We start from the raw sequence: 19,360 nt of genomic DNA on the forward strand, positions 1-19,360 counted from the left end.
TTCCGCAAGGAAGTAAGATCCCTGAAAGATGATCAGGTTGATAGGTCTGAGGTGGAAGTGTGGCGACACATGGAGCTGACAGATACTAATCGATCGAGGACTTAACCTAATTTCTAATGATGTCACACCTGTTATCTAGTTTTGAGAGAACACTCTCAATTGTTTGGTGGCGATAGCGAAGAGGTCACACCCGTTCCCATACCGAACACGGAAGTTAAGCTCTTCAGCGCCGATGGTAGTCGGGGGTTTCCCCCTGTGAGAGTAGGACGCCGCCAAGCAAGGGTAAAACCCAGCTCTTTGAGCTGGGTTTTTTGTTTGTCCATGTACAAGTGAAATCGAAACTATACAAACACCGACAGCTTATATAGCCCATATACTGATCTCAAGATTCCAAAAGATCTAAATAATGTATACAATATCAGGTTTCAGGAAAGGCTAATTGTACGGAGGTGGGGACGATGGACGAAACGGTTAAACACCATCAAACATGTATTATTTGTGAACAAGAGAAAAGCAGAGGGATTCATCTTTATACAAAATTCATATGCTTAGATTGTGAGAGAAAAGTAATTTCAACAGCAACTTCCGATCCTGACTATGCCTTTTATGTCAAAAAACTAAAGAGCATTCATACACCGCCATTATATTCTTAGACCTGAGAAGGTCTTTTTTTGTACCATTTTTCACTTTATATAAAGCAATGGATACGATAAAAGAACATGAAACTTGTTTAGGGACTGAACGTAGTAGATAATAATGTTAAATATGAAATACTCACAGGAGTCGATGAAGTGATGCATAGATTTCTTCAATTTTTGATATGGAGTTTCACAAGCAGTGCGACTTTTGTTTTCATAGGATTATTGAGTTTTTTTGGTTTTAACCAATCACTTTTTTTATCTTTTGTATATGGCGTCTCATCAGCAGCTCTCATATACACAGCGGGTTTATGGAATGCAAGACGGTTATTTCTTAAAAAACATGAACTGACGGGAAGAGAATATGCGTACATCAAGAAAAATCTTGAGGAAGCAAGGCAAAAAATAATCCGTCTTAGAAAAGCTTTATTTCAGGCGAAAAGTATCCAGATGTTTAAGCAAAATGCAGAGATGCTGAGACTTGTCAGAAGGATCTATATATTAACCAAAAAAGAGCCAAAACGGTTTTATCGGGCTGAGCGTTTCTTTTATCAGACTCTAGATTCTGTTGTGGAACTGACTGAGAAATATGCTTTTCTTTCTTCCCATCCGAAAAAAAACAAAGAGCTTTCGATGTCGTTGAGTGAAGTGCGTATCACACTTGCTGAATTGACGAAGCGTTTAGAAGAAGATTTAACTCAATTAATGGACGACGAAATTGGTGAACTGCAATTTGAATTAGATGCAGCGAAGCATTCTTTGAAAAAATAACGGAAGGGGCAAGGACGGTGAATAAAGATCGAAGCGAACTTCAAATAGACGGATTGTTGGCAGACCCTTTTGGGGATATCGAAATACCAAAAGGGGAGGCTGTCGAATCAGGGAAGCAGCCAGTGCGGCTTGTCGATGTTCTGCCAGAAGAAAACAAAGAAAAAGCATACCAGCTGGCTGAACAGATTGATCATAACAATATGAACAGTATTGTCTTATATGGTTCACAAGCTCAGTCTAAGCTGCTGAATTTTTCTCATACGATGATTGATCATGTTCAAAAGAAGGACGTCGGGGAAATCGGTGAAATCCTTGGTGAGCTGATGAAAAAGCTGGAACAAGTAAATCCAGATGAACTGCAGTCTAAGAAAAAAGGTTTCTTGGCACGCATGTTTGGGAAAGTGTCTCATTCTCTTCAGGAGGTACTGTCAAAGTATCAAAAGACCAGTGTGCAGATAGACAGAATCAGTTTAAAACTTGAGCATTCAAAAAATGCATTACTCAGTGATAATAAGCTGTTAGAGCAGTTATATGATAAAAACAAAGAATATTTTTCTGCACTGAATGTTTATATTGCTGCTGGTGAATTAAAGCTCGATGAATTAAGAACGAAAACAATTCCTGAACTGAAACGACAGGCCGAATCAAGTGAACATAATCAAATGGCCGTTCAAGAAGTGAACGATTTGATCCAATTTGCTGACCGATTGGATAAAAGGGTGCACGATTTGCTCTTGAGCAGGCAAATTACCATACAAAGCGCTCCGCAAATCAGGTTAATTCAAAATACGAATCAGGCATTAGCTGAAAAAATCCAGTCATCCATTGTAACCGCAATCCCGCTTTGGAAAAACCAAGTAGCGATTGCATTGACACTCTTACGGCAGCGAAACGCTGTGGATGCACAGCAAAAAGTATCCGATACAACAAATGACCTTTTGCTAAAAAACGCGGAGCTTTTAAAAACGAATACAATTGAAACAGTGAAAGCCAGCGAACGAGGGATTGTTGATATTGATACGTTAAAGAAGGTGCAGGAAAGCTTAATCAGTACGCTTGAAGAAACGCTGACGATTCAAGAAGAAGGGCGGCTCAAACGCCGACAGGCTGAAGAAGAGCTCATGATGATGGAAGGCGATTTGAAGCAAAAGCTGCTCGCGATAAAGGAAAGGTAGTTTACCAGTAAGTCTAAGCTTTAAGTTCTGTCATAGGAACGATATAATAAAGAGTAAGAATACACATTCAAAGGATTGTTTTAATGAACACACCTTTATATCATGCACTGATTCAACATGCGAGAAGGAATTCTCATTCATTTCACGTTCCGGGACATCACAATGGAGATGTCTTTTTTGATGAGGCTAAGACCATATACAACCCGCTTCTTACAATTGACCTGACTGAACTATCCGGGCTTGATGATTTGCATCATCCTTCAGGTGTGATTAAGGAAGCCCAAGATCTTGTCAGCCAATTGTATGGATCGGCAGAAAGTTTTTTTCTTGTGAACGGCACGACTGTCGGAAACTTAGCGATGATTTTATCAGTTTGTGATCCTGGAGATACGATCCTGATCCAAAGAAACTGCCATAAATCTGTCTTTCATGCTGTTGATTTGGCTGGAGCTGAGCCGGTTTATCTCGCACCTGACATTGATGAAATAATGCATGTGCCTACGCATGTTCCGCTTGATACGATAAAAGAAGCTCTAAAGGCATATCCAAATGCGAAGGGGTTGGTGCTGACCAATCCCACATACTATGGACATAGCGCGGATTTGACTGAAATCATTTCAGAGGCCCATCAATACGGAATTCCTGTGCTGGTGGATGAAGCGCATGGCGCGCACTTTGTTTTAGGGGAGCCTTTCCCGGCTTCAGCGTTGCAAATGGGAGCAGATATTGTTGTTCAGTCGGCGCACAAAACGCTGCCTGCCATGACGATGGGGTCTTATTTGCACCTCAATAGCAACAAAATTGAACGGAACCGGGTAGCGGATTACTTGAATCGTTTACAAAGCAGCAGCCCGTCTTATCCGATAATGGCTTCATTGGATCTTGCCCGCGCTTATGTGCAGCATATGATAGAGGAACAAAAGCTTTCTGACGTTCTGCAGCATATTCAATCGATTAAACAAACGTTTGATTCACTTGCATATGCTGAAGCGGTTGAACCGGCCAATCAACGGATTACAACGGATCCGCTGAAGCTCACCATTCGTTCCAAATGCGGCCATTCAGGTTTTACACTGCAAAAAATATTGGAGCGTGTCAACATATTCACAGAGCTTGCCGATGAAAATCAGGTTTTGCTTGTTCTTCCCTTGGGAGGAAAAAGAAGAATTACTGCTGAAACGATTAAGAAAATCGATCAAGAGATCGAAAAGACTCCATCGGACCAGATAATTGTTTCTGCAGAATGGGGAGCACAGCCTATTACTGTAATGCCTTATTCAAAAAAGGTTTTAAACACGTTACAGAAAGAATATGTGGGTTTTGATAAAGCGGCAGGCCGGCTGAATGCAGAGGATGTTATACCTTATCCGCCGGGAATTCCGATGATTATGGCAGGCGAAAGAATCACAAGGGAAAGCGTACAAAAGCTCAGCCGCTTGATCAGCATGAAAACGCATGTTCAAGGGAATATGAAAATCAATGAGAAGCAATTACTTGTTTATATAGAAGAGGAGAGATCATGAGCGGTTTATTTATTACATTTGAAGGTCCTGAAGGCGCGGGAAAAACGACTGTATTGCAGGAAATAAAAAAGATACTGGCAGCAGAAGGCCTTCAGGTTACAGCAACACGGGAACCAGGCGGCATAGATATCGCAGAACAAATTCGAGAAGTTATTCTAAACGAAAACAACACGTTAATGGATCCGAAAACAGAAGCTCTCTTATATGCAGCTGCAAGACGTCAGCATTTAGTTGAAAAAGTAACACCTGCTTTAGAGCAGGGGCATATTGTACTTTGTGACAGATTCATAGACAGTTCACTCGCATACCAAGGATATGCAAGAGGCCTTGGTATTGATGAAGTTCTTTCGATTAACCAATTCGCCATTGGAGATATGATGCCTCATGTCACAATTTATTTTTCAATTGATCCGGAAGAAGGCCTGAAGCGCATTGATGCGAACGGCTCTCGGGAGAAAAACCGGCTCGATCTGGAAAAGTTGAGCTTCCATACAAAGGTTCAGGAAGGTTATCGGGAGCTGATGAAACGTTTTCCAGAAAGATTTCATTCAGTTGATGCAGCACAATCGAAAGACCTCGTTGTTCAGGACGTTCTAAAGGTTATCAAAGAAGCGTTGAAAAAAATTCAATTGTGACCTGTTTCTCATTAGTTGATATAATAATGTAAACGAGATCATTGTTGTTTCCAATCTAAAGGAGGCCTTTACAGATGAAATTAATAGTGGCAGTTGTACAAGATCAGGACAGCAACAGACTTTTGAAAACTTTAACAGATCACAACTTTAGAGTCACAAAGCTTGCGACGACGGGAGGATTTCTTAAATCAGGCAATACAACGTTTATGATTGGTGTCGAGGATATTCGGGTCGATAAAGCATTGAGCCTCATTAAAGAAAACGGACAGAAACGTGATCAGATGATTGCTCCTGTATCTCCAATGGGCGGAAATGCTGATTCATATGTCCCTTATCCAGTCGAAGTTGAAGTTGGCGGAGCGACAGTGTTTGTCCTTCCAGTCGATGAATTTCATCAATTTTAAGGATTTGAAACTGTGAAAATTAATAAAGATATACGCACATTTATAGATAATAAGCAGCTTCCTTCTATGAAAACAGCTGAGATTTCAGCATCTTTTAAAACATCAATGGAGAACCAAAGCAGCAAATTGAAGTTTGATCAGCTGACCAGGATGTTAACGGACATAGAAGCATTTGGGAAAAGACTGACGAAATCACGGAATTTTAAAGACTTGGCAAGATTTAAAGGGCTTGTGAAACGTTTTGTCAAAGAAGCTGTTGACAGCGGCCTTTCACATGAAACGTCGAAAAGCTTTGATCTTTACGGAAACAGCAGAACGCTGGGACTTGTAAAAGAAATAGACGAGAAATTGATAAAGCTTACTGAAGAGATGATGGATCAGGAAAAACCGGCAATTGATTTGCTGGAGCGTATTGGCGAAATAAAAGGTTTATTGATTAACCTTTACACATAGAGAGTGATACAATGGCAATATCCTGGAAGGAAATGACCGAGCTTCAGCCCAGAGTAATGAAGCTTTTATATAATAGTATTGAGAAGGACAGACTATCACACGCTTATTTATTTGAGGGCAAAAAAGGAACAGGCAAGCTGGAGGCCGCAATGCTTCTTGCGAAAAGCTTTTTTTGTCTGGAAGACGGAGCAGAGCCTTGTGAGAACTGCAGAAATTGTAAGCGGATTGAGTCGGGGAACCACCCTGATCTCCATCTGGTCCAGCCTGATGGGTTATCGATTAAAAAGGCGCAAATTCAAGCGCTGCAAGCAGAGTTTTCTAAAACAGGGCTTGAATCGCATAAAAAGCTGTACATCATATCCCATGCAGATCAAATGACGGCTAATGCGGCAAACAGCCTGCTGAAGTTTTTAGAGGAACCGAACAGAGACACAATGGCCATCCTTATCACTGAGCAGCCTCAAAGGTTATTGGATACCATCATTTCAAGATGCCAAACCCTTCCTTTTCAGCCTTTGCAGCCCAAAGCAATTGAAGACCGACTGATAGAACAGGATGTCTTGCCTCATATGGCGAGGCTCCTGGCGAACATGACCAACAATGTAGCAGAAGCAGTCGAATTAAGTCGAAATGATGAGTTTGCAGAGTCTAGAGCGAAAGTGATAAAATTGTATGAAGTCTTACACCAGCGGAAAGGACATGCCTTTTTCTTTATTCAAGATCAATGGATGCCCTTTTTCAAAGAAAAAACCCATCAAGAAATGGGTCTTGATATGCTCTTATTGATATATCGCGATGTGTTGTCCATCCAAATAGGAAATGAAGATAAATTGATTTATCAAGACTTATTCCAATCAATAAAACAGCATGCGCTACAATCAACACAACAAAGCGTTACGAACCAGATACTTGCTGTTTTAGAAGCAAAGAAACGGCTTCATTCCAATGTGAATGTGCAGGGATTAATGGAGCACTTGGTGTTAATGTTGCAGGAGGGATAAGCTTGTACAATGTAATTGGCGTCCGCTTTAAAAAAGCGGGTAAAATATATTATTTCGATCCGAATGGATTTCATATAGAACAAGACAGCTGCGTAATTGTAGAAACTGTCAGAGGCGTTGAGTACGGCCAGGTTGTTGTCGCGAATAAACAGGTGGATGAGCATGATGTTGTGCTTCCGCTCCGTAAAGTGATACGCGTGGCTGACGAGCGCGATCTTCTTATTGTAGAAGAAAACAAACAAGAAGCTTTATCAGCATTTGAAATATGCCAAAAGAAAGTGATAGATCACGGCTTGGATATGAAGCTGGTCGATGTGGAGTTTACGTTCGACCGTAATAAAGTGATTTTTTACTTCACTGCTGACGGCCGAGTAGACTTCAGAGAACTTGTAAAGGATTTAGCCTCCATCTTTAAAACAAGGATTGAGCTTCGCCAGATTGGGGTGAGAGATGAGGCAAAAATGCTCGGAGGAATCGGCCCTTGCGGCAGAATGCTTTGCTGTTCAACATTCCTCGGAGATTTTGAACCTGTGTCCATTAAGATGGCGAAGGATCAGAACCTATCCTTAAATCCAACAAAGATTTCTGGTCTTTGCGGACGTCTGATGTGCTGTCTGAAATACGAAAACGATGAGTATGAGACTGCAAAGGAACAGCTTCCGGATATAGGGGAAATGATTACGACAGCAAACGGGCCTGCAAAAGTCGTCGGGCTGAATATTCTGGAACGGGTGCTTCAGGTGGAACTGATGAACCGTGAAAAAGTGATAGAATATACTTGGGAAGAGCTCTTGGAAGAGGGCGTCGTATCCGCACAAACCACAGATTAACGAGGTGTGGAACCTTGGATAAAAAAGAGTTATTTGATACCGTCATTAACTTAGAAGAACAAATCGGCTCGCTTTACCGGCAGCTGGGGGATTTAAAGCAGCATATCGGTGAGATGATTGAGGAAAATCATCATTTACAGCTTGAAAATAAGCATTTGCGTAAACGGCTGGACGATACGACGCAGCAGATTGAAAAGTTTAAAGCTGATAAAAAAGAATCAAAAACACAGAAGACAGAGCAAGCTGATATAGGGGAAGGATATGATAATCTGGCACGTCTGTATCAGGAAGGATTCCATATCTGTAACGTCCACTATGGAAGCGTCAGAAAAGAAGATTGTCTTTTCTGTCTGTCATTCTTAAATAAAAAATAAGGAAAAGGCTTCCGCATCAGACGGAAGCCTTTTTCAAAGGTGCTGGAAAGGATAAGAAAATGGTTTCATTACATGACGATGAAAGATTAGATTATTTGCTGGCAGAGAATATGAAGATTATACAAAGTCCAACGGTATTTGCTTTTTCATTGGACGCCGTGCTTCTCTCCAAATTTGCGTATGTTCCGATTCAAAAAGGGAAAATTGTTGATCTGTGCACTGGCAACGGTATTGTGCCGCTGCTGTTGAGTACAAGGTCAAAAGCAGATATCCTTGGTGTTGAAATTCAGGAAAGATTGCATGATATGGCTGTCCGCAGTGTGGAATATAACAAACTGGAGGCTCAAATTCAAATCATACATGATGATCTGAAAAACATGCCTGAAAAGCTGGGGCATAATAGATATGATGTTGTTACCTGCAACCCGCCTTATTTTAAAACACCGAAACAGGCCGAACAAAATTTGAATGAGCATCTCCGTATCGCACGACATGAAATTCACTGTACATTGGAAGATGTCATTTCAGTCAGCAGTAAATTGCTAAAGCAAGGAGGAAAGGCGGCGCTTGTTCACCGTCCGGGCCGGCTTCTCGAAATTTTTGAATTGATGAAGGCTTATCAAATTGAGCCGAAGCGTGTTCAGTTTGTCTATCCGAAACAAGGGAAGGAAGCCAATACCATTTTGGTTGAAGGCATAAAAGGCGGGCGTCCAGATTTGAAAATACTTCCTCCGCTGTTCGTGTATAACGAACAAAATGAATATACAAAAGAAATCAGGACCATTTTATATGGAGACAAATAACCATTTCTTTTATGTTGTACAGTGCAAAGACAACAGCTGGTATGCAGGGTATACCAACGATCTGCAGAAACGGCTGAAAACTCACAACGATGGAAAGGGCGCAAAGTATACAAAAGCAAGACGCCCGGTTGATTTAATTTTTGCTGAGGCTTTTGCAACGAAGCGGGAAGCCATGCAGGAGGAATATTACTTTAAAAAACTGACCCGCAGAAAAAAAGAGCTTTATATAGAAGAAAAACGGAACAGCAAGGAGGCTGTATATGTTAAGGCGCCAGATGAGCTTTAATGGAAAGTCGGATATGGGGATTCTTTATTTGGTTCCGACACCTATCGGAAATCTAGAGGATATGACATTTCGTGCGATCGAAACGCTGAAATCAGTGGATGCGATTGCTGCAGAAGATACGAGGCAAACAAAAAAGCTTTGCCATGTATATGAAATTGAAACACCGCTTGTCAGTTATCACGAACATAATAAAGAAAGCAGCGGCCACAAAATCATTGAATGGCTGAAGTCCGGGAAAAACATAGCGCTGGTCAGTGACGCCGGCCTGCCGACAATTTCTGATCCTGGAGCGGAAATCGTCAAGGACTTTACGGAAATGGGCGGTTATGTTGTTCCTCTGCCGGGAGCCAATGCCGCATTAACAGCGCTGATCGCTTCAGGAATTGTACCGCAGCCTTTCTTTTTCTACGGATTTCTCAACAGGCAGAAAAAAGAAAAGAAGAAAGAACTCGATGTCCTCAAAAAACGGCAAGAAACGATTATTTTTTATGAAGCACCTCACCGATTGAAGGAAACCCTGTCTGTGATGTTAGACATATTAGGAGATCGGGACATTGCGGTGACCCGTGAACTCACTAAGAAATATGAAGAGTTTATAAGAGGAACAATATCCGAAGTGATAGACTGGGCAAATGAGGATCAGATCCGCGGTGAGTTTTGTCTTGTGGTCGAAGGCAATAAAGCTGAGGAAGCAGATGAAGAAACACATTGGTGGGAGAACCTATCTGCAAAAGAACATATCGAGCATTACATCTCAAAGGGAGCGACATCAAAAGAAGCCATTAAAAAAGCGGCTGTAGATCGTAACGTCCCAAAACGTGAAATGTATGATGCATACCATATTCAGCAATAAAAAAAACGTTCTTGTGTCATAACAAGAACGTTTTTTGTGTAAAAAATGATTATTTAAGGTTTTGAAGCTGGTTTTGGATTTCGCTGATGATTTGCTCAGCGCCTTCTTTGCTTAGTACCAATTTGCCGCCAGCAAGTTTAAGGTTATCGTCAGAAACTTCACCAGTTACTTGGCAAGTCATGTTTGGTTTATATTTTTTAAGGATGATTTTTTCATCATCAACATAAATTTCAAGAGCATCTTTTTCTGCGATTCCAAGAGTACGACGCAGTTCGATAGGAATCACTACACGTCCTAATTCATCAACTTTACGTACAATACCAGTAGATTTCATAAACATTCTCCTCCCAAGAGATAATTATTGTTTAAATTATATTTTTCTTCGTCATTATTCGACAAAATCCTTACCTTCATAGCATAACAAGGTTTCCAATAATCGTCAATCCTTTTGTTTACTATTGATTGTAAGATTTAGTTCTTATAGTCAGTAATGGCTTTGAAAATACCGGAATAACAGCATTTTATAATTTTCTAATAAAGCTATTATCCTATGAAAAATCCTTTTAAATCAAGACTTTCGAACCAAGGTTTTTTATACCGTAAGATTATATACGACAAAATTCGACATGAACAGACTTTTTTTATTTTCATTAAACATTTTTAATTTTAATTATTCTTTTTAGGGGCATACGTATATATCCTTGATCTTAAAGGCTAAGATGGTATCATAGATAAAGGATAAATATAAAAATAGGTAATCATATATGATTTGCACTTATCGCCGCTCTCGTCCTTTGGGCGGGAGCTTTTTGACATTCTGATTGGGAGGTTTCAAGATGCCGCAAGAAAACAATACATTTTACATTACAACACCGATTTATTATCCGAGCGGAAAATTACATATCGGCCATGCGTATACGACAGTCGCGGGTGACGCAATGGCTCGCTACAAACGATTAAAAGGCTTTGATGTTCGCTATTTAACGGGAACGGACGAGCATGGGCAGAAGATTCAGCAAAAAGCTGAACAGGAAAACATTACGCCTCAGGAGTATGTGGATCGCGCAGCGGCAGATATTCAGAAACTGTGGAAACAGCTTGAAATCTCAAATGATGACTTTATCCGCACAACTGAAAAACGGCATAAAGTCGTCATAGAAAAGGTGTTTCAAAAGCTTCTTGATAACGGGGACATCTATCTTGATGAATACGAGGGCTGGTACAGTATCCCTGATGAAACATTCTATACGGAAACTCAGCTTGTGGATATTGAACGAAATGAAAAGGGTGAGGTTATTGGCGGGAAAAGCCCTGACAGCGGGCACCCTGTTGAATTGATCAAAGAGGAATCCTATTTCTTCCGTATGGGGAAATATGCTGACCGTCTTTTAAAATTCTATGAAGAAAACCCAACCTTCATTCAGCCGGAGTCACGTAAAAACGAGATGATTAACAACTTCATCAAACCCGGCCTTGAGGATTTAGCTGTTTCACGCACCACATTTGACTGGGGTGTGAAGGTGCCGGAAAATCCAAAACATGTTGTGTATGTTTGGATCGACGCACTATTCAACTATTTAACAGCACTCGGTTATGATACAGAAAATGATGAGCTATATCAAAAATATTGGCCTGCCGATGTTCATTTAGTTGGTAAGGAAATTGTGCGATTCCATACCATTTATTGGCCGATTATGCTGATGGCTCTGGATCTTCCGCTGCCGAAGCAAGTATTTGCGCATGGCTGGCTTTTGATGAAAGACGGAAAAATGTCGAAATCCAAAGGCAATGTTGTTGATCCAGTCACACTCATCGAACGCTACGGTTTAGACGAGCTTCGTTATTACCTGCTTCGCGAAGTGCCATTTGGATCTGACGGTGTCTTCACGCCGGAAGGTTTTGTTGAACGGATTAACTATGACTTAGCGAATGATTTAGGTAACCTTTTGAATCGTACTGTTGCTATGATCAATAAATATTTTGACGGGCAAATCGGTTCTTATAAAGGTGCCGTAACGGAATTTGACCAGACGCTTTCTTCTGTGGCTGAGGAAACAGTGAAATCATATGAAAAAGCAATGGAAAATATGGAATTCTCGGTGGCTCTTTCAACGTTATGGCAGTTGATCAGCCGTACAAATAAATACATTGACGAAACGGCTCCATGGGTTCTTGCCAAAGATCCTGAAAAAGAAAAAGAACTGCAGTCGGTTATGTATCACCTTGCTGAATCATTGCGTATTTCAGCCGTACTGCTTCAGCCGTTCCTGACAAAAACACCGGTAAAAATGTTTGAGCAGCTGGGCATCACGGATGATGCTTTAAAAGCCTGGGACAGCATTACAGCTTTCGGTCAGCTTAAAGACACAAAAGTACAAAAAGGCGAGCCTTTATTCCCGCGTTTAGAGGCAGAAGAAGAAATTGCGTACATTAAAGAGAAAATGCAGGGCTCAGCTCCAGCTAAAGAAGAGAAAAAAGAAGAAGAGCCGCAAGAGGTCGACCGTTTACCTGAAATTACGATTGATCAGTTCATGAATGTAGAACTTCGTGTGGCAGAGGTTATAGAAGCAGAGCCGGTGAAAAAAGCAGATCGTTTACTGAAACTCCAGCTTGACCTTGGCTTTGAGAAACGCCAAGTCGTATCCGGCATTGCAAAACATTATAAGCCTGAGCAGCTTATTGGAACAAAACTCGTATGTGTAACAAATCTAAAACCGGTTAAGCTGAGAGGAGAGCTTTCTCAAGGAATGATCCTTGCAGGAGAAGCAGACGGCGTATTAAAAGTCGTATCCATCGATCAGTCCTTACCGAAAGGCACAAGAATTAAATAATGATAAACAAAAGGTGTTTCACGTGTAACAATTCGTCGAACACCTTTTGTGTTTCGACAAGAAAGGAGTTTTTCATTTATGTTATTTGACACACATGCGCATTTAAATGCAGAACAATACAATACAGATCTAGAAGAGGTTATTGAGCGGGCGAAAACTGAAAAAGTGGACCGTATTGTAGTCGTCGGTTTTGACCGGCCGACCATTACCCGGGCGATGGAAATGATTGAGGAATATGATTTTATTTATGCTGCCATCGGCTGGCACCCGGTTGACGCCATTGACATGACAGAGGAAGATTTGGCTTGGATTAAAGAGCTTTCTGCTCATGAAAAAGTGGTAGCGATAGGAGAAATGGGCCTGGATTATCATTGGGATAAATCTCCTAAAGATGTTCAAAAAGAAGTATTCAGAAAACAAATTGCCTTGGCGAAAGAGGTCAATCTTCCTATTATTATTCACAACCGTGATGCGACAGAGGATGTTGTTGCCATTTTGAAAGAGGAAGGCGCAGACGAAGTCGGCGGCATCATGCATTGCTTTACGGGCAGTATCGAAGTTGCAAGAGAATGTATGAAGATGAATTTTTATTTGTCATTTGGCGGTCCTGTCACCTTCAAAAATGCGAAGAAACCGAAGGAAGTTGTAAAGGAAATTCCGAATGATAGGCTGCTGATTGAAACTGACTGTCCGTTTCTTACACCAACTCCTTTTCGAGGGAAAAGAAATGAGCCAAGCTATGTAAAATATGTGGCGGAGCAGATTGCTGAATTAAGAGGAACAACCTTTGAAGAAATTGCATCAATCACGACTGAAAATGCAAAAAGACTTTTCCGTATAAACTGACAAAAAACGCTAGCAGGTTTTGTAAGAGCTTGTCCGTTCCGGCGTTTTTCCATAAAAGTTCTACATGCTTTCTTCTCCTCATAGGATAGGTTTGTCGACAAGTCTTTCTTCCGTTTCTCGGTGTGTTTCAGGATAATGAAGAAGACACTGAGCTTTTAGGAGAAGGAGAAGGGAGGGTTGACAGCCTTTTAGATACTCTATATAATCTCTCCGAGGAGAAGGAGGCGTTTTTCATCACACAAAAAATGAAAAAGCTGTTTTCCGTAAAGCTTAGCAAAAGCAAAGTCATTCTGATTGCTGCTTGTTTGCTGCTGGCGGGAAGCGGGACTGCGTACGCAGCTCATGAGCTGACGAAACAATCAGTCTCAGTTTCTATCAACGGCAAAAAGAAAAATATACGCACACATGCAAAAACAGTCGGTGATCTTTTAGAAACACTCGATATAAAGACAAGAGACGAAGATAAGATCACACCTGCTAAAAAGACACAGATAACAGCAGATATGAATGTTGTGTATGAGGCTGCAAAACCTGTGAAGCTTACTTTAAACGGGGAAGAAAAGACATTATGGTCAACAGCAAAAACGGTCGGTGCATTACTGGACGAACAAGATGTTGATGTGAAAGAACACGATCAAATTGATCCTGCAATAGATACAGAAGTTTCGAAAGACATGAAAATTAACATAGAACCTGCGTTCCAAGTCACTGTGAACGATGCGGGGAAAGAAAAGAAGATCTGGACGACTTCGACTACGGTCGCTGACTTTTTAAAACAGCAAAAGATGAACATAAAAGACGAAGATAAAATCAAGCCTGCGTTAGACGAAAAGCTAACGAAAGGAAAGGCTGATATTACAATAACTCGTATCGAAAAGGTCACCGATGTAGTTGAAGAGAAAATAGCGTTTGATGTGAAAAAACAAGAAGACGCTTCTCTTGAAAAAGGGCAAGAAAAGGTCGTTCAAAAAGGAAAAGAAGGCAAGCTCAAAAAACATTATGAAGTCGTAAAGGAAAACGGCGAAGAAGTTTCCAGAGAGCTTGTAAAAGAAGAAACAGCCGAGCAAAGCAAAGATAAAGTGGTTGCGATCGGCACGAAGCAAAGCAGTCCGAAGATTGAAAAGGTCAGTGCTTCTGGCGATTCAACACCAGTTGTGTCTCGGAGCAATGAATCAACCGGCAAAGTCATGACAGTATCATCTACGGCTTATACTGCAAGCTGCAGCGGATGTTCAGGACATACGGCTACAGGTGTTAATCTGAAAAATAATCCTAATGCAAAAGTCATCGCAGTAGATCCAAATGTCATTCCGCTAGGCTCAAAAGTCCACGTTGAAGGATATGGATACGCTGTTGCTGCTGATACGGGCTCAGCGATTAAAGGGAATAAAATAGATGTCTTTTTCCCTGAGAAATCATCGGCTTACCGATGGGGAAATAAAACAGTTAAAATTAAAATCTTGAATTAATATATACTTATCTATACAGAGGGTTTTGCGCCCTCTGTTTTTTTCGTTATAATAGACGAAGTGTATTTTCTGCTTATTAGACGCTCGAAATATGAAAAAGTTTCATCAATATACAAAAGTTTTTATTTTGTCTTGGAGGAAATAATGAAAATTAAAGAGATCATTGTGGTCGAGGGGCGTGACGATACAGCCCGCATCAAATTGGCTGTTGATGCAGACACAATTGAAACAAATGGTTCAGCCATCGGTGATCATGTGATTGAACAAATCCGTTTGGCTCAGGAAACCAGAGGAGTCATTATTTTAACGGATCCGGATTTCCCGGGTGAAAAAATACGAAAAACCATTTCCGAGGCTGTACCTGGCTGTAAGCATGCATTTTTGCCAAAGCATCTTGCGAAACCTAAGAACAAACGGGGAATTGGCGTAGAACACGCATCGATTGAAAGCATCAGGGCATGTTTAGAAAACGTGCACGAAGAAATGGAAGCACAGCCGAGTGAAATTTCTGCTGAAGACCTGATTCACGCCGGGCTGATTGGCGGATCTGAAGCAAAGCGCCGCCGTGAACGTCTTGGTGATTTGCTGAAAATCGGATATACAAATGGCAAACAGCTTCAAAAACGGCTGCAAATGTTTCAAATTAAAAAAAGTGATTTTATGAGTGCGCTCGATACCGTCATGCGGGAGGAACAGAATGAATAAAGATATTGCGACACCGAATAGAACGAAAGAGATACTGAAGAAATACGGTTTTTCTTTTAAAAAGAGTTTGGGACAGAATTTCTTAATCGATACGAACATTTTAGACAGAATTGTCGACCACGCCGAAGTGACAGAGAAAACCGGTGTCATTGAAATCGGCCCGGGAATCGGGGCTTTGACTGAACAGCTTGCCAAGCGGGCGAAAAAGGTCGTGGCATTTGAAATTGATCAGCGTTTATTGCCGATCCTTAAAGACACGCTCTCCCCTTATGACAATGTCACTGTCATTCATCAAGATGTGCTTAAGGCTGACGTCAAATCGGTCATTGAAGAGCAATTTAAGGACTGTGATGAGGTGATGGTTGTAGCCAACCTTCCTTATTATGTGACAACGCCGATTATCATGAAGCTGCTTGAAGAAAACCTTCCGCTGAAGGGGATTGTCGTTATGCTGCAAAAAGAAGTGGCCGAACGTATGGCAGCTGATCCTTCATCTAAGGAATACGGTTCACTTTCTATTGCTGTGCAATTTTATACAGAGGCCAAAACGGTGATGATCGTTCCGAAAACGGTATTTGTTCCTCAGCCTAATGTAGATTCTGCAGTCATTCGGCTGATTCGCCGTGACGGCCCGGCAGTGGATGTAGAAAACGAAGCCTTTTTCTTTCAGTTAATTAAGGCGAGTTTTGCTCAGCGCCGTAAAACATTGCTTAATAACTTAGTGAACAATCTGCCTGATGGAAAAGCAAAAAAACCAACGATCGAGCAAGTGCTGGAAGAAACGAATATTGACGGCAAGCGCCGAGGTGAATCCTTGTCTATTGAGGAGTTCGCTGCGCTGTCTAACGGATTGTACAAAGCCCTTTTTTAAAAGGGCTTTTTGTTTTCGCACCACATGGACTGCCGCTACATAGGCTAGAGAAGGACCTTAAAATTCAATGATAAGAAAAACTTGCACTCAGCGAAAAAAGGCGCTTTTCTCAAGGCTCTTTCTTTCATGATGAGGCTTAGTCTATGTGTGGAGTGAGGAACGTGCAATTTCAAATAGGGGATATGGTAGCCAGAAAATCCTATCAAATGGATGTTTTGTTTCGCATTATAGGGATAGAGCAAACAAGTACAGGAAATTCAATCGCCATTTTGCATGGTGACGAAGTCAGGCTGATTGCTGATGCGTATTTTTCTGATTTGGTGGCCGTGCAAAAAGATGAGCAGTTGATGCGAAAAAAGAAAGATGAAAGCAGAATGAATGAATCACTTGAGTTGCTCCGTCAGGATTATAAACTGCTGAGAGAGAAACAGGAGTACTATGCAACAAGCCAGTATCAGCATCAGGAGCACTATTTTCATATGCCGGGCAAGGTGCTTCATATGGATGGTGATGAGGCGTATTTAAAAAAATGCCTGAGTGTCTATAAAAAAATCGGTGTGCCGGTTTACGGCATTCATTGCCACGAAAAGAAAATGTCTGCTTCTATAGAAGAATTGCTCGACAAATATCGACCTGACATCCTGGTGATTACCGGGCATGATGCATACTCCAAGCAAAAGGGCGGCATTGATGATTTGAGCGCATACAGACATTCAAAACACTTTGTCGAAACAGTTCATAAAGCCCGAAAAAAAATCCCTCACTTAGATCAGCTTGTTATTTTTGCGGGGGCTTGCCAATCCCACTTTGAATCACTAATAAGAGCGGGGGCGAATTTCGCGAGTTCTCCTTCAAGAGTAAACATTCACGCTCTTGATCCTGTATATATCGTAGCGAAAATCAGCTTTACGCCTTTTATGGAACGAATCAATGTATGGGAAGTGCTTCGGAATACACTGACAAGAGAGAAAGGACTTGGAGGCATTGAAACAAGAGGAGTACTGAGGGTCGGAATGCCTTATAAGTCCAATTAACCCCGGATAGATGATTTATTCGGGGTTTTTATTTTGCATAATGATACATAATTTACCGAAACTTGCGGAAAATATTTGAGGAATCATAGAATTTTGTCAAAATAATTTTGTTGACAACGTCTTATTAACGTTGATATAATTTAAATTTTATTTGACAAAAATGGGCTCGTGTTGTACAATAAATGTAGTGAGGTGGATGCAATGGCGAAGACGTTGTCCGATATTAAAAGGTCGCTTGATGGAAATTTAGGTAAAAGGCTGACGTTAAAAGCAAACGGTGGCCGCCGAAAAACGATTGAGCGCTCGGGCATTTTAGCTGAGACGTACCCTGCTGTTTTTGTGATACAACTAGATCAAGACGAGAACTCGTTTGAAAGAGTTTCATACAGTTATGCTGATATTTTGACTGAGACTGTTGAGCTGACATTTAATGATGACGCGGCAAGTTCAGTAGCATTTTAACGGGCAGTGAACTTTTTGTTTACTGCTTTTTGTTTTGCCTTTTTTTGGTTTCCATTAATTCTCTCGATATTTTCACTGTCATTAAACAAAAGATATAAACGGTCACATTTTATCGTGACGTGCACGAATCGTTATCATCTCTAAAAAAGGGGTTGTTTCGTTTGGGCAGACGTCGTGGAGTTATGTCAGATGAGTTTAAATATGAGCTGGCTAAGGACCTTGGTTTTTACGACACTGTAAAAAATGAAGGTTGGGGCGGCATTCGTGCCCGCGATGCCGGTAACATGGTAAAACGGGCAATTGAAATCGCCGAACAGCAAATGGCTCAGAATCAGAATAACCGATAAGGAATGTGACCCGGGGGACGTATGGTTCCCCGGTTTTTGATTTTGGATGTAAATACATAATAGCTCCAATATGGATATGTTCATCCCGTACTTCAAATGTGATACAATGTTCATACTTATGTTTAGATGGAGAAGTAGGTGAAAGCTATGCGTATTTTAGAAAAAGCGCCAGCCAAGATCAATCTGTCACTCGACGTTACCCGAAAACGCCCGGATGGTTATCATGAAGTCGAAATGATTATGACGACAATTGATTTAGCGGATCGGATTGAATTGACGGAGCTGGCAGAAGATGTAGTGAGGGTTTCATCCCACAACCGCTTTGTGCCCGATGACCAAAGAAACTTAGCTTATCAGGCTGCCAAGCTCGTCAAAGACAGATACAACGTGAAAAAGGGAGTTTCCATTATGATCACTAAGGTGATCCCGGTGGCTGCAGGCCTTGCTGGCGGAAGCAGTGATGCGGCGGCAACACTCAGAGGACTGAACAGACTGTGGAATTTAAATCTTTCTGCAGAAACGCTGGCGGAGCTGGGCGCGGAAATTGGCTCAGACGTCTCGTTTTGCGTCTATGGCGGAACTGCGCTTGCCACCGGACGCGGTGAAAAGATCAAACACATCAGCCCGCCTCCGCATTGCTGGGTCATTTTGGCGAAGCCGACAATCGGCGTTTCCACGGCCGAGGTCTACAGACAGCTGAAGCTTGATGAGGTGGAACACCCGGATGTAAACGGTATGATTGACGCGATTGAGGAAAAGAGCTTTCAAAAGATGTGCAGCCGTTTAGGCAATGTGCTTGAGTCTGTAACGCTTGATATGCATCCTGAAGTTGCGATGATCAAAAACCAGATGAAACGCTTTGGTGCAGATGCTGTGTTAATGAGCGGAAGCGGCCCGACTGTGTTTGGACTGGTTCAGTATGAGTCTAAGGTACAGAGGATTTATAACGGGTTAAGAGGCTTCTGCGATCAGGTATATGCGGTGAGAATGATCGGCGAACAGAACGCTCTTGATTAAATCCGTATGTTAAGTTATATTGATCTTAAAAT

23 protein-coding genes and 2 rRNA genes are annotated in these 19,360 nt (G+C 41.4%); 24 read left to right on the forward strand and 1 reads right to left on the reverse strand.

Annotation, left to right across the window (positions count from 1 at the left end; translation table 11 throughout):
- The 15 genes from KXD37_RS23150 to rsmI form a co-directional block, all read left to right on the forward strand.
- Positions 1 to 109: ribosomal RNA gene (locus tag KXD37_RS23150) — 23S ribosomal RNA — on the forward strand; the annotation flags it as partial.
- A gap of 53 nt (positions 110 to 162) precedes the next feature.
- Positions 163 to 278 (forward strand): 5S ribosomal RNA (gene rrf / locus KXD37_RS23155).
- Between the two features lie 180 nt (positions 279 to 458).
- The gene (locus KXD37_RS23160; protein ID WP_024123601.1) at positions 459 to 653 is read left to right on the forward strand and encodes a sigma factor G inhibitor Gin; all 195 of its coding nucleotides are present in this window, start codon (positions 459 to 461) and stop codon (positions 651 to 653) included.
- Positions 654 to 794: 141 nt separating this feature from the next.
- Positions 795 to 1,409, forward strand: a complete 615-nt coding sequence (locus tag KXD37_RS23165; RefSeq protein WP_106021669.1) for a 5-bromo-4-chloroindolyl phosphate hydrolysis family protein — start codon at positions 795 to 797, stop codon at positions 1,407 to 1,409.
- A gap of 17 nt (positions 1,410 to 1,426) precedes the next feature.
- Positions 1,427 to 2,584, forward strand: coding sequence for a toxic anion resistance protein (locus tag KXD37_RS23170; RefSeq protein ID WP_151174687.1), 1,158 nt, complete (start codon positions 1,427 to 1,429; stop codon positions 2,582 to 2,584).
- Positions 2,585 to 2,667: 83 nt separating this feature from the next.
- Entirely contained in the window at positions 2,668 to 4,107 is a 1,440-nt protein-coding gene (locus tag KXD37_RS23175; RefSeq protein ID WP_263463749.1) for an aminotransferase class I/II-fold pyridoxal phosphate-dependent enzyme, read from the forward strand.
- Positions 4,104 to 4,742, forward strand: a complete 639-nt coding sequence (gene tmk, locus KXD37_RS23180; protein ID WP_101860946.1) for a dTMP kinase — start codon at positions 4,104 to 4,106, stop codon at positions 4,740 to 4,742. Before KXD37_RS23175 ends, tmk begins: the two co-directional genes overlap by 4 nt.
- Before the next feature lie 74 nt (positions 4,743 to 4,816).
- Positions 4,817 to 5,146 carry a cyclic di-AMP receptor DarA gene (gene darA, locus KXD37_RS23185; RefSeq protein ID WP_003218295.1) on the forward strand — a complete coding sequence of 110 codons (330 nt, stop codon included), beginning with the start codon at positions 4,817 to 4,819 and terminating at the stop codon, positions 5,144 to 5,146.
- A 12-nt stretch (positions 5,147 to 5,158) separates the two neighbouring features.
- Positions 5,159 to 5,599 carry a YaaR family protein gene (locus KXD37_RS23190; RefSeq protein WP_024123606.1) on the forward strand — a complete coding sequence of 147 codons (441 nt, stop codon included), beginning with the start codon at positions 5,159 to 5,161 and terminating at the stop codon, positions 5,597 to 5,599.
- A gap of 11 nt (positions 5,600 to 5,610) precedes the next feature.
- Positions 5,611 to 6,600, forward strand: coding sequence for a DNA polymerase III subunit delta' (gene holB, locus KXD37_RS23195; RefSeq protein WP_106021671.1), 990 nt, complete (start codon positions 5,611 to 5,613; stop codon positions 6,598 to 6,600).
- A gap of 2 nt (positions 6,601 to 6,602) precedes the next feature.
- A complete protein-coding gene (gene ricT, locus KXD37_RS23200; RefSeq protein WP_010332686.1) occupies positions 6,603 to 7,430 on the forward strand; it encodes a competence/sporulation regulator complex protein RicT in 828 nt (275 codons plus the stop codon).
- A gap of 14 nt (positions 7,431 to 7,444) precedes the next feature.
- On the forward strand, positions 7,445 to 7,804 hold the full coding sequence (gene yabA, locus KXD37_RS23205) for a replication initiation-control protein YabA (RefSeq protein ID WP_010332687.1): 360 nt from the start codon (positions 7,445 to 7,447) through the stop codon (positions 7,802 to 7,804).
- A gap of 59 nt (positions 7,805 to 7,863) precedes the next feature.
- Complete coding sequence (locus KXD37_RS23210) at positions 7,864 to 8,607, forward strand: tRNA1(Val) (adenine(37)-N6)-methyltransferase (RefSeq protein WP_263463750.1); 744 nt, start codon at positions 7,864 to 7,866, stop codon at positions 8,605 to 8,607.
- Positions 8,594 to 8,893, forward strand: a complete 300-nt coding sequence (locus KXD37_RS23215; protein ID WP_106021673.1) for a GIY-YIG nuclease family protein — start codon at positions 8,594 to 8,596, stop codon at positions 8,891 to 8,893. The genes KXD37_RS23210 and KXD37_RS23215 overlap by 14 nt, the downstream gene beginning before the upstream one ends.
- On the forward strand, positions 8,868 to 9,746 hold the full coding sequence (gene rsmI / locus KXD37_RS23220) for a 16S rRNA (cytidine(1402)-2'-O)-methyltransferase (protein ID WP_103672539.1): 879 nt from the start codon (positions 8,868 to 8,870) through the stop codon (positions 9,744 to 9,746). Before KXD37_RS23215 ends, rsmI begins: the two co-directional genes overlap by 26 nt.
- A gap of 49 nt (positions 9,747 to 9,795) precedes the next feature.
- Here rsmI and abrB read toward each other — a convergent pair whose 3' ends face one another.
- Positions 9,796 to 10,086 carry a transition state genes transcriptional regulator AbrB gene (gene abrB, locus KXD37_RS23225; RefSeq protein ID WP_003226760.1) on the reverse strand — a complete coding sequence of 97 codons (291 nt, stop codon included), beginning with the start codon at positions 10,084 to 10,086 and terminating at the stop codon, positions 9,796 to 9,798.
- Positions 10,087 to 10,582: 496 nt separating this feature from the next.
- Here abrB and metG point away from each other — a divergent pair, with 496 nt between their 5' ends.
- The 9 genes from metG to ispE all read left to right on the forward strand — a co-directional run bounded on the left by metG (position 10,583) and on the right by ispE (position 19,328).
- A complete protein-coding gene (gene metG / locus KXD37_RS23230; RefSeq protein ID WP_127696180.1) occupies positions 10,583 to 12,577 on the forward strand; it encodes a methionine--tRNA ligase in 1,995 nt (664 codons plus the stop codon).
- A gap of 78 nt (positions 12,578 to 12,655) precedes the next feature.
- A complete protein-coding gene (locus KXD37_RS23235) occupies positions 12,656 to 13,423 on the forward strand; it encodes a TatD family hydrolase (RefSeq protein WP_044153506.1) in 768 nt (255 codons plus the stop codon).
- A gap of 245 nt (positions 13,424 to 13,668) precedes the next feature.
- Positions 13,669 to 14,892: a G5 and 3D domain-containing protein gene (locus tag KXD37_RS23240; protein WP_254518285.1), complete on the forward strand. Its 1,224-nt coding sequence runs from the start codon at positions 13,669 to 13,671 to the stop codon at positions 14,890 to 14,892.
- A 144-nt stretch (positions 14,893 to 15,036) separates the two neighbouring features.
- Positions 15,037 to 15,597, forward strand: coding sequence for a ribonuclease M5 (gene rnmV / locus KXD37_RS23245; RefSeq protein WP_044153503.1), 561 nt, complete (start codon positions 15,037 to 15,039; stop codon positions 15,595 to 15,597).
- Positions 15,590 to 16,468, forward strand: coding sequence for a 16S rRNA (adenine(1518)-N(6)/adenine(1519)-N(6))-dimethyltransferase RsmA (gene rsmA, locus KXD37_RS23250; protein ID WP_095714729.1), 879 nt, complete (start codon positions 15,590 to 15,592; stop codon positions 16,466 to 16,468). Before rnmV ends, rsmA begins: the two co-directional genes overlap by 8 nt.
- Positions 16,469 to 16,629: 161 nt before the next feature.
- Entirely contained in the window at positions 16,630 to 17,502 is an 873-nt protein-coding gene (gene prtG, locus KXD37_RS23255) for a sporulation-specific protease PrtG (RefSeq protein WP_024123615.1), read from the forward strand.
- A gap of 201 nt (positions 17,503 to 17,703) precedes the next feature.
- On the forward strand, positions 17,704 to 17,964 hold the full coding sequence (gene veg / locus KXD37_RS23260) for a biofilm formation stimulator Veg (protein ID WP_024123616.1): 261 nt from the start codon (positions 17,704 to 17,706) through the stop codon (positions 17,962 to 17,964).
- A gap of 161 nt (positions 17,965 to 18,125) precedes the next feature.
- Positions 18,126 to 18,311 (forward strand): small, acid-soluble spore protein, alpha/beta type, encoded by a 186-nt coding sequence (locus KXD37_RS23265; RefSeq protein ID WP_010332697.1) that lies wholly within the window; start codon positions 18,126 to 18,128, stop codon positions 18,309 to 18,311.
- Positions 18,312 to 18,458: 147 nt separating this feature from the next.
- A complete protein-coding gene (gene ispE / locus KXD37_RS23270) occupies positions 18,459 to 19,328 on the forward strand; it encodes a 4-(cytidine 5'-diphospho)-2-C-methyl-D-erythritol kinase (RefSeq protein ID WP_024123617.1) in 870 nt (289 codons plus the stop codon).
- The last annotated feature ends 32 nt before the right edge of the window (positions 19,329 to 19,360 follow it).

The sequence above is a fragment of the Bacillus sp. XT-2 genome (genome assembly GCF_025696525.1).
Classification (GTDB): domain Bacteria; phylum Bacillota; class Bacilli; order Bacillales; family Bacillaceae; genus Bacillus; species Bacillus halotolerans.

Coding starts and splice junctions, on each gene's coding strand:
- rnmV (WP_044153503.1), top strand. CDS start 15,037: ATGAAAATTAAAGAGATCATTGTGGTCGAGGGGCGTGACGATACAGCC.
- KXD37_RS23215 (WP_106021673.1), top strand. CDS start 8,594: ATGGAGACAAATAACCATTTCTTTTATGTTGTACAGTGCAAAGACAAC.
- KXD37_RS23210 (WP_263463750.1), top strand. CDS start 7,864: ATGGTTTCATTACATGACGATGAAAGATTAGATTATTTGCTGGCAGAG.
- rsmI (WP_103672539.1), top strand. CDS start 8,868: ATGTTAAGGCGCCAGATGAGCTTTAATGGAAAGTCGGATATGGGGATT.
- KXD37_RS23235 (WP_044153506.1), top strand. CDS start 12,656: ATGTTATTTGACACACATGCGCATTTAAATGCAGAACAATACAATACA.
- tmk (WP_101860946.1), top strand. CDS start 4,104: ATGAGCGGTTTATTTATTACATTTGAAGGTCCTGAAGGCGCGGGAAAA.
- KXD37_RS23165 (WP_106021669.1), top strand. CDS start 795: ATGCATAGATTTCTTCAATTTTTGATATGGAGTTTCACAAGCAGTGCG.
- KXD37_RS23240 (WP_254518285.1), top strand. CDS start 13,669: ATGAAAAAGCTGTTTTCCGTAAAGCTTAGCAAAAGCAAAGTCATTCTG.
- darA (WP_003218295.1), top strand. CDS start 4,817: ATGAAATTAATAGTGGCAGTTGTACAAGATCAGGACAGCAACAGACTT.
- KXD37_RS23175 (WP_263463749.1), top strand. CDS start 2,668: ATGAACACACCTTTATATCATGCACTGATTCAACATGCGAGAAGGAAT.
- metG (WP_127696180.1), top strand. CDS start 10,583: ATGCCGCAAGAAAACAATACATTTTACATTACAACACCGATTTATTAT.
- abrB (WP_003226760.1), bottom strand. CDS start 10,086: ATGTTTATGAAATCTACTGGTATTGTACGTAAAGTTGATGAATTAGGA.
- ispE (WP_024123617.1), top strand. CDS start 18,459: ATGCGTATTTTAGAAAAAGCGCCAGCCAAGATCAATCTGTCACTCGAC.
- rsmA (WP_095714729.1), top strand. CDS start 15,590: ATGAATAAAGATATTGCGACACCGAATAGAACGAAAGAGATACTGAAG.
- KXD37_RS23160 (WP_024123601.1), top strand. CDS start 459: ATGGACGAAACGGTTAAACACCATCAAACATGTATTATTTGTGAACAA.
- veg (WP_024123616.1), top strand. CDS start 17,704: ATGGCGAAGACGTTGTCCGATATTAAAAGGTCGCTTGATGGAAATTTA.
- holB (WP_106021671.1), top strand. CDS start 5,611: ATGGCAATATCCTGGAAGGAAATGACCGAGCTTCAGCCCAGAGTAATG.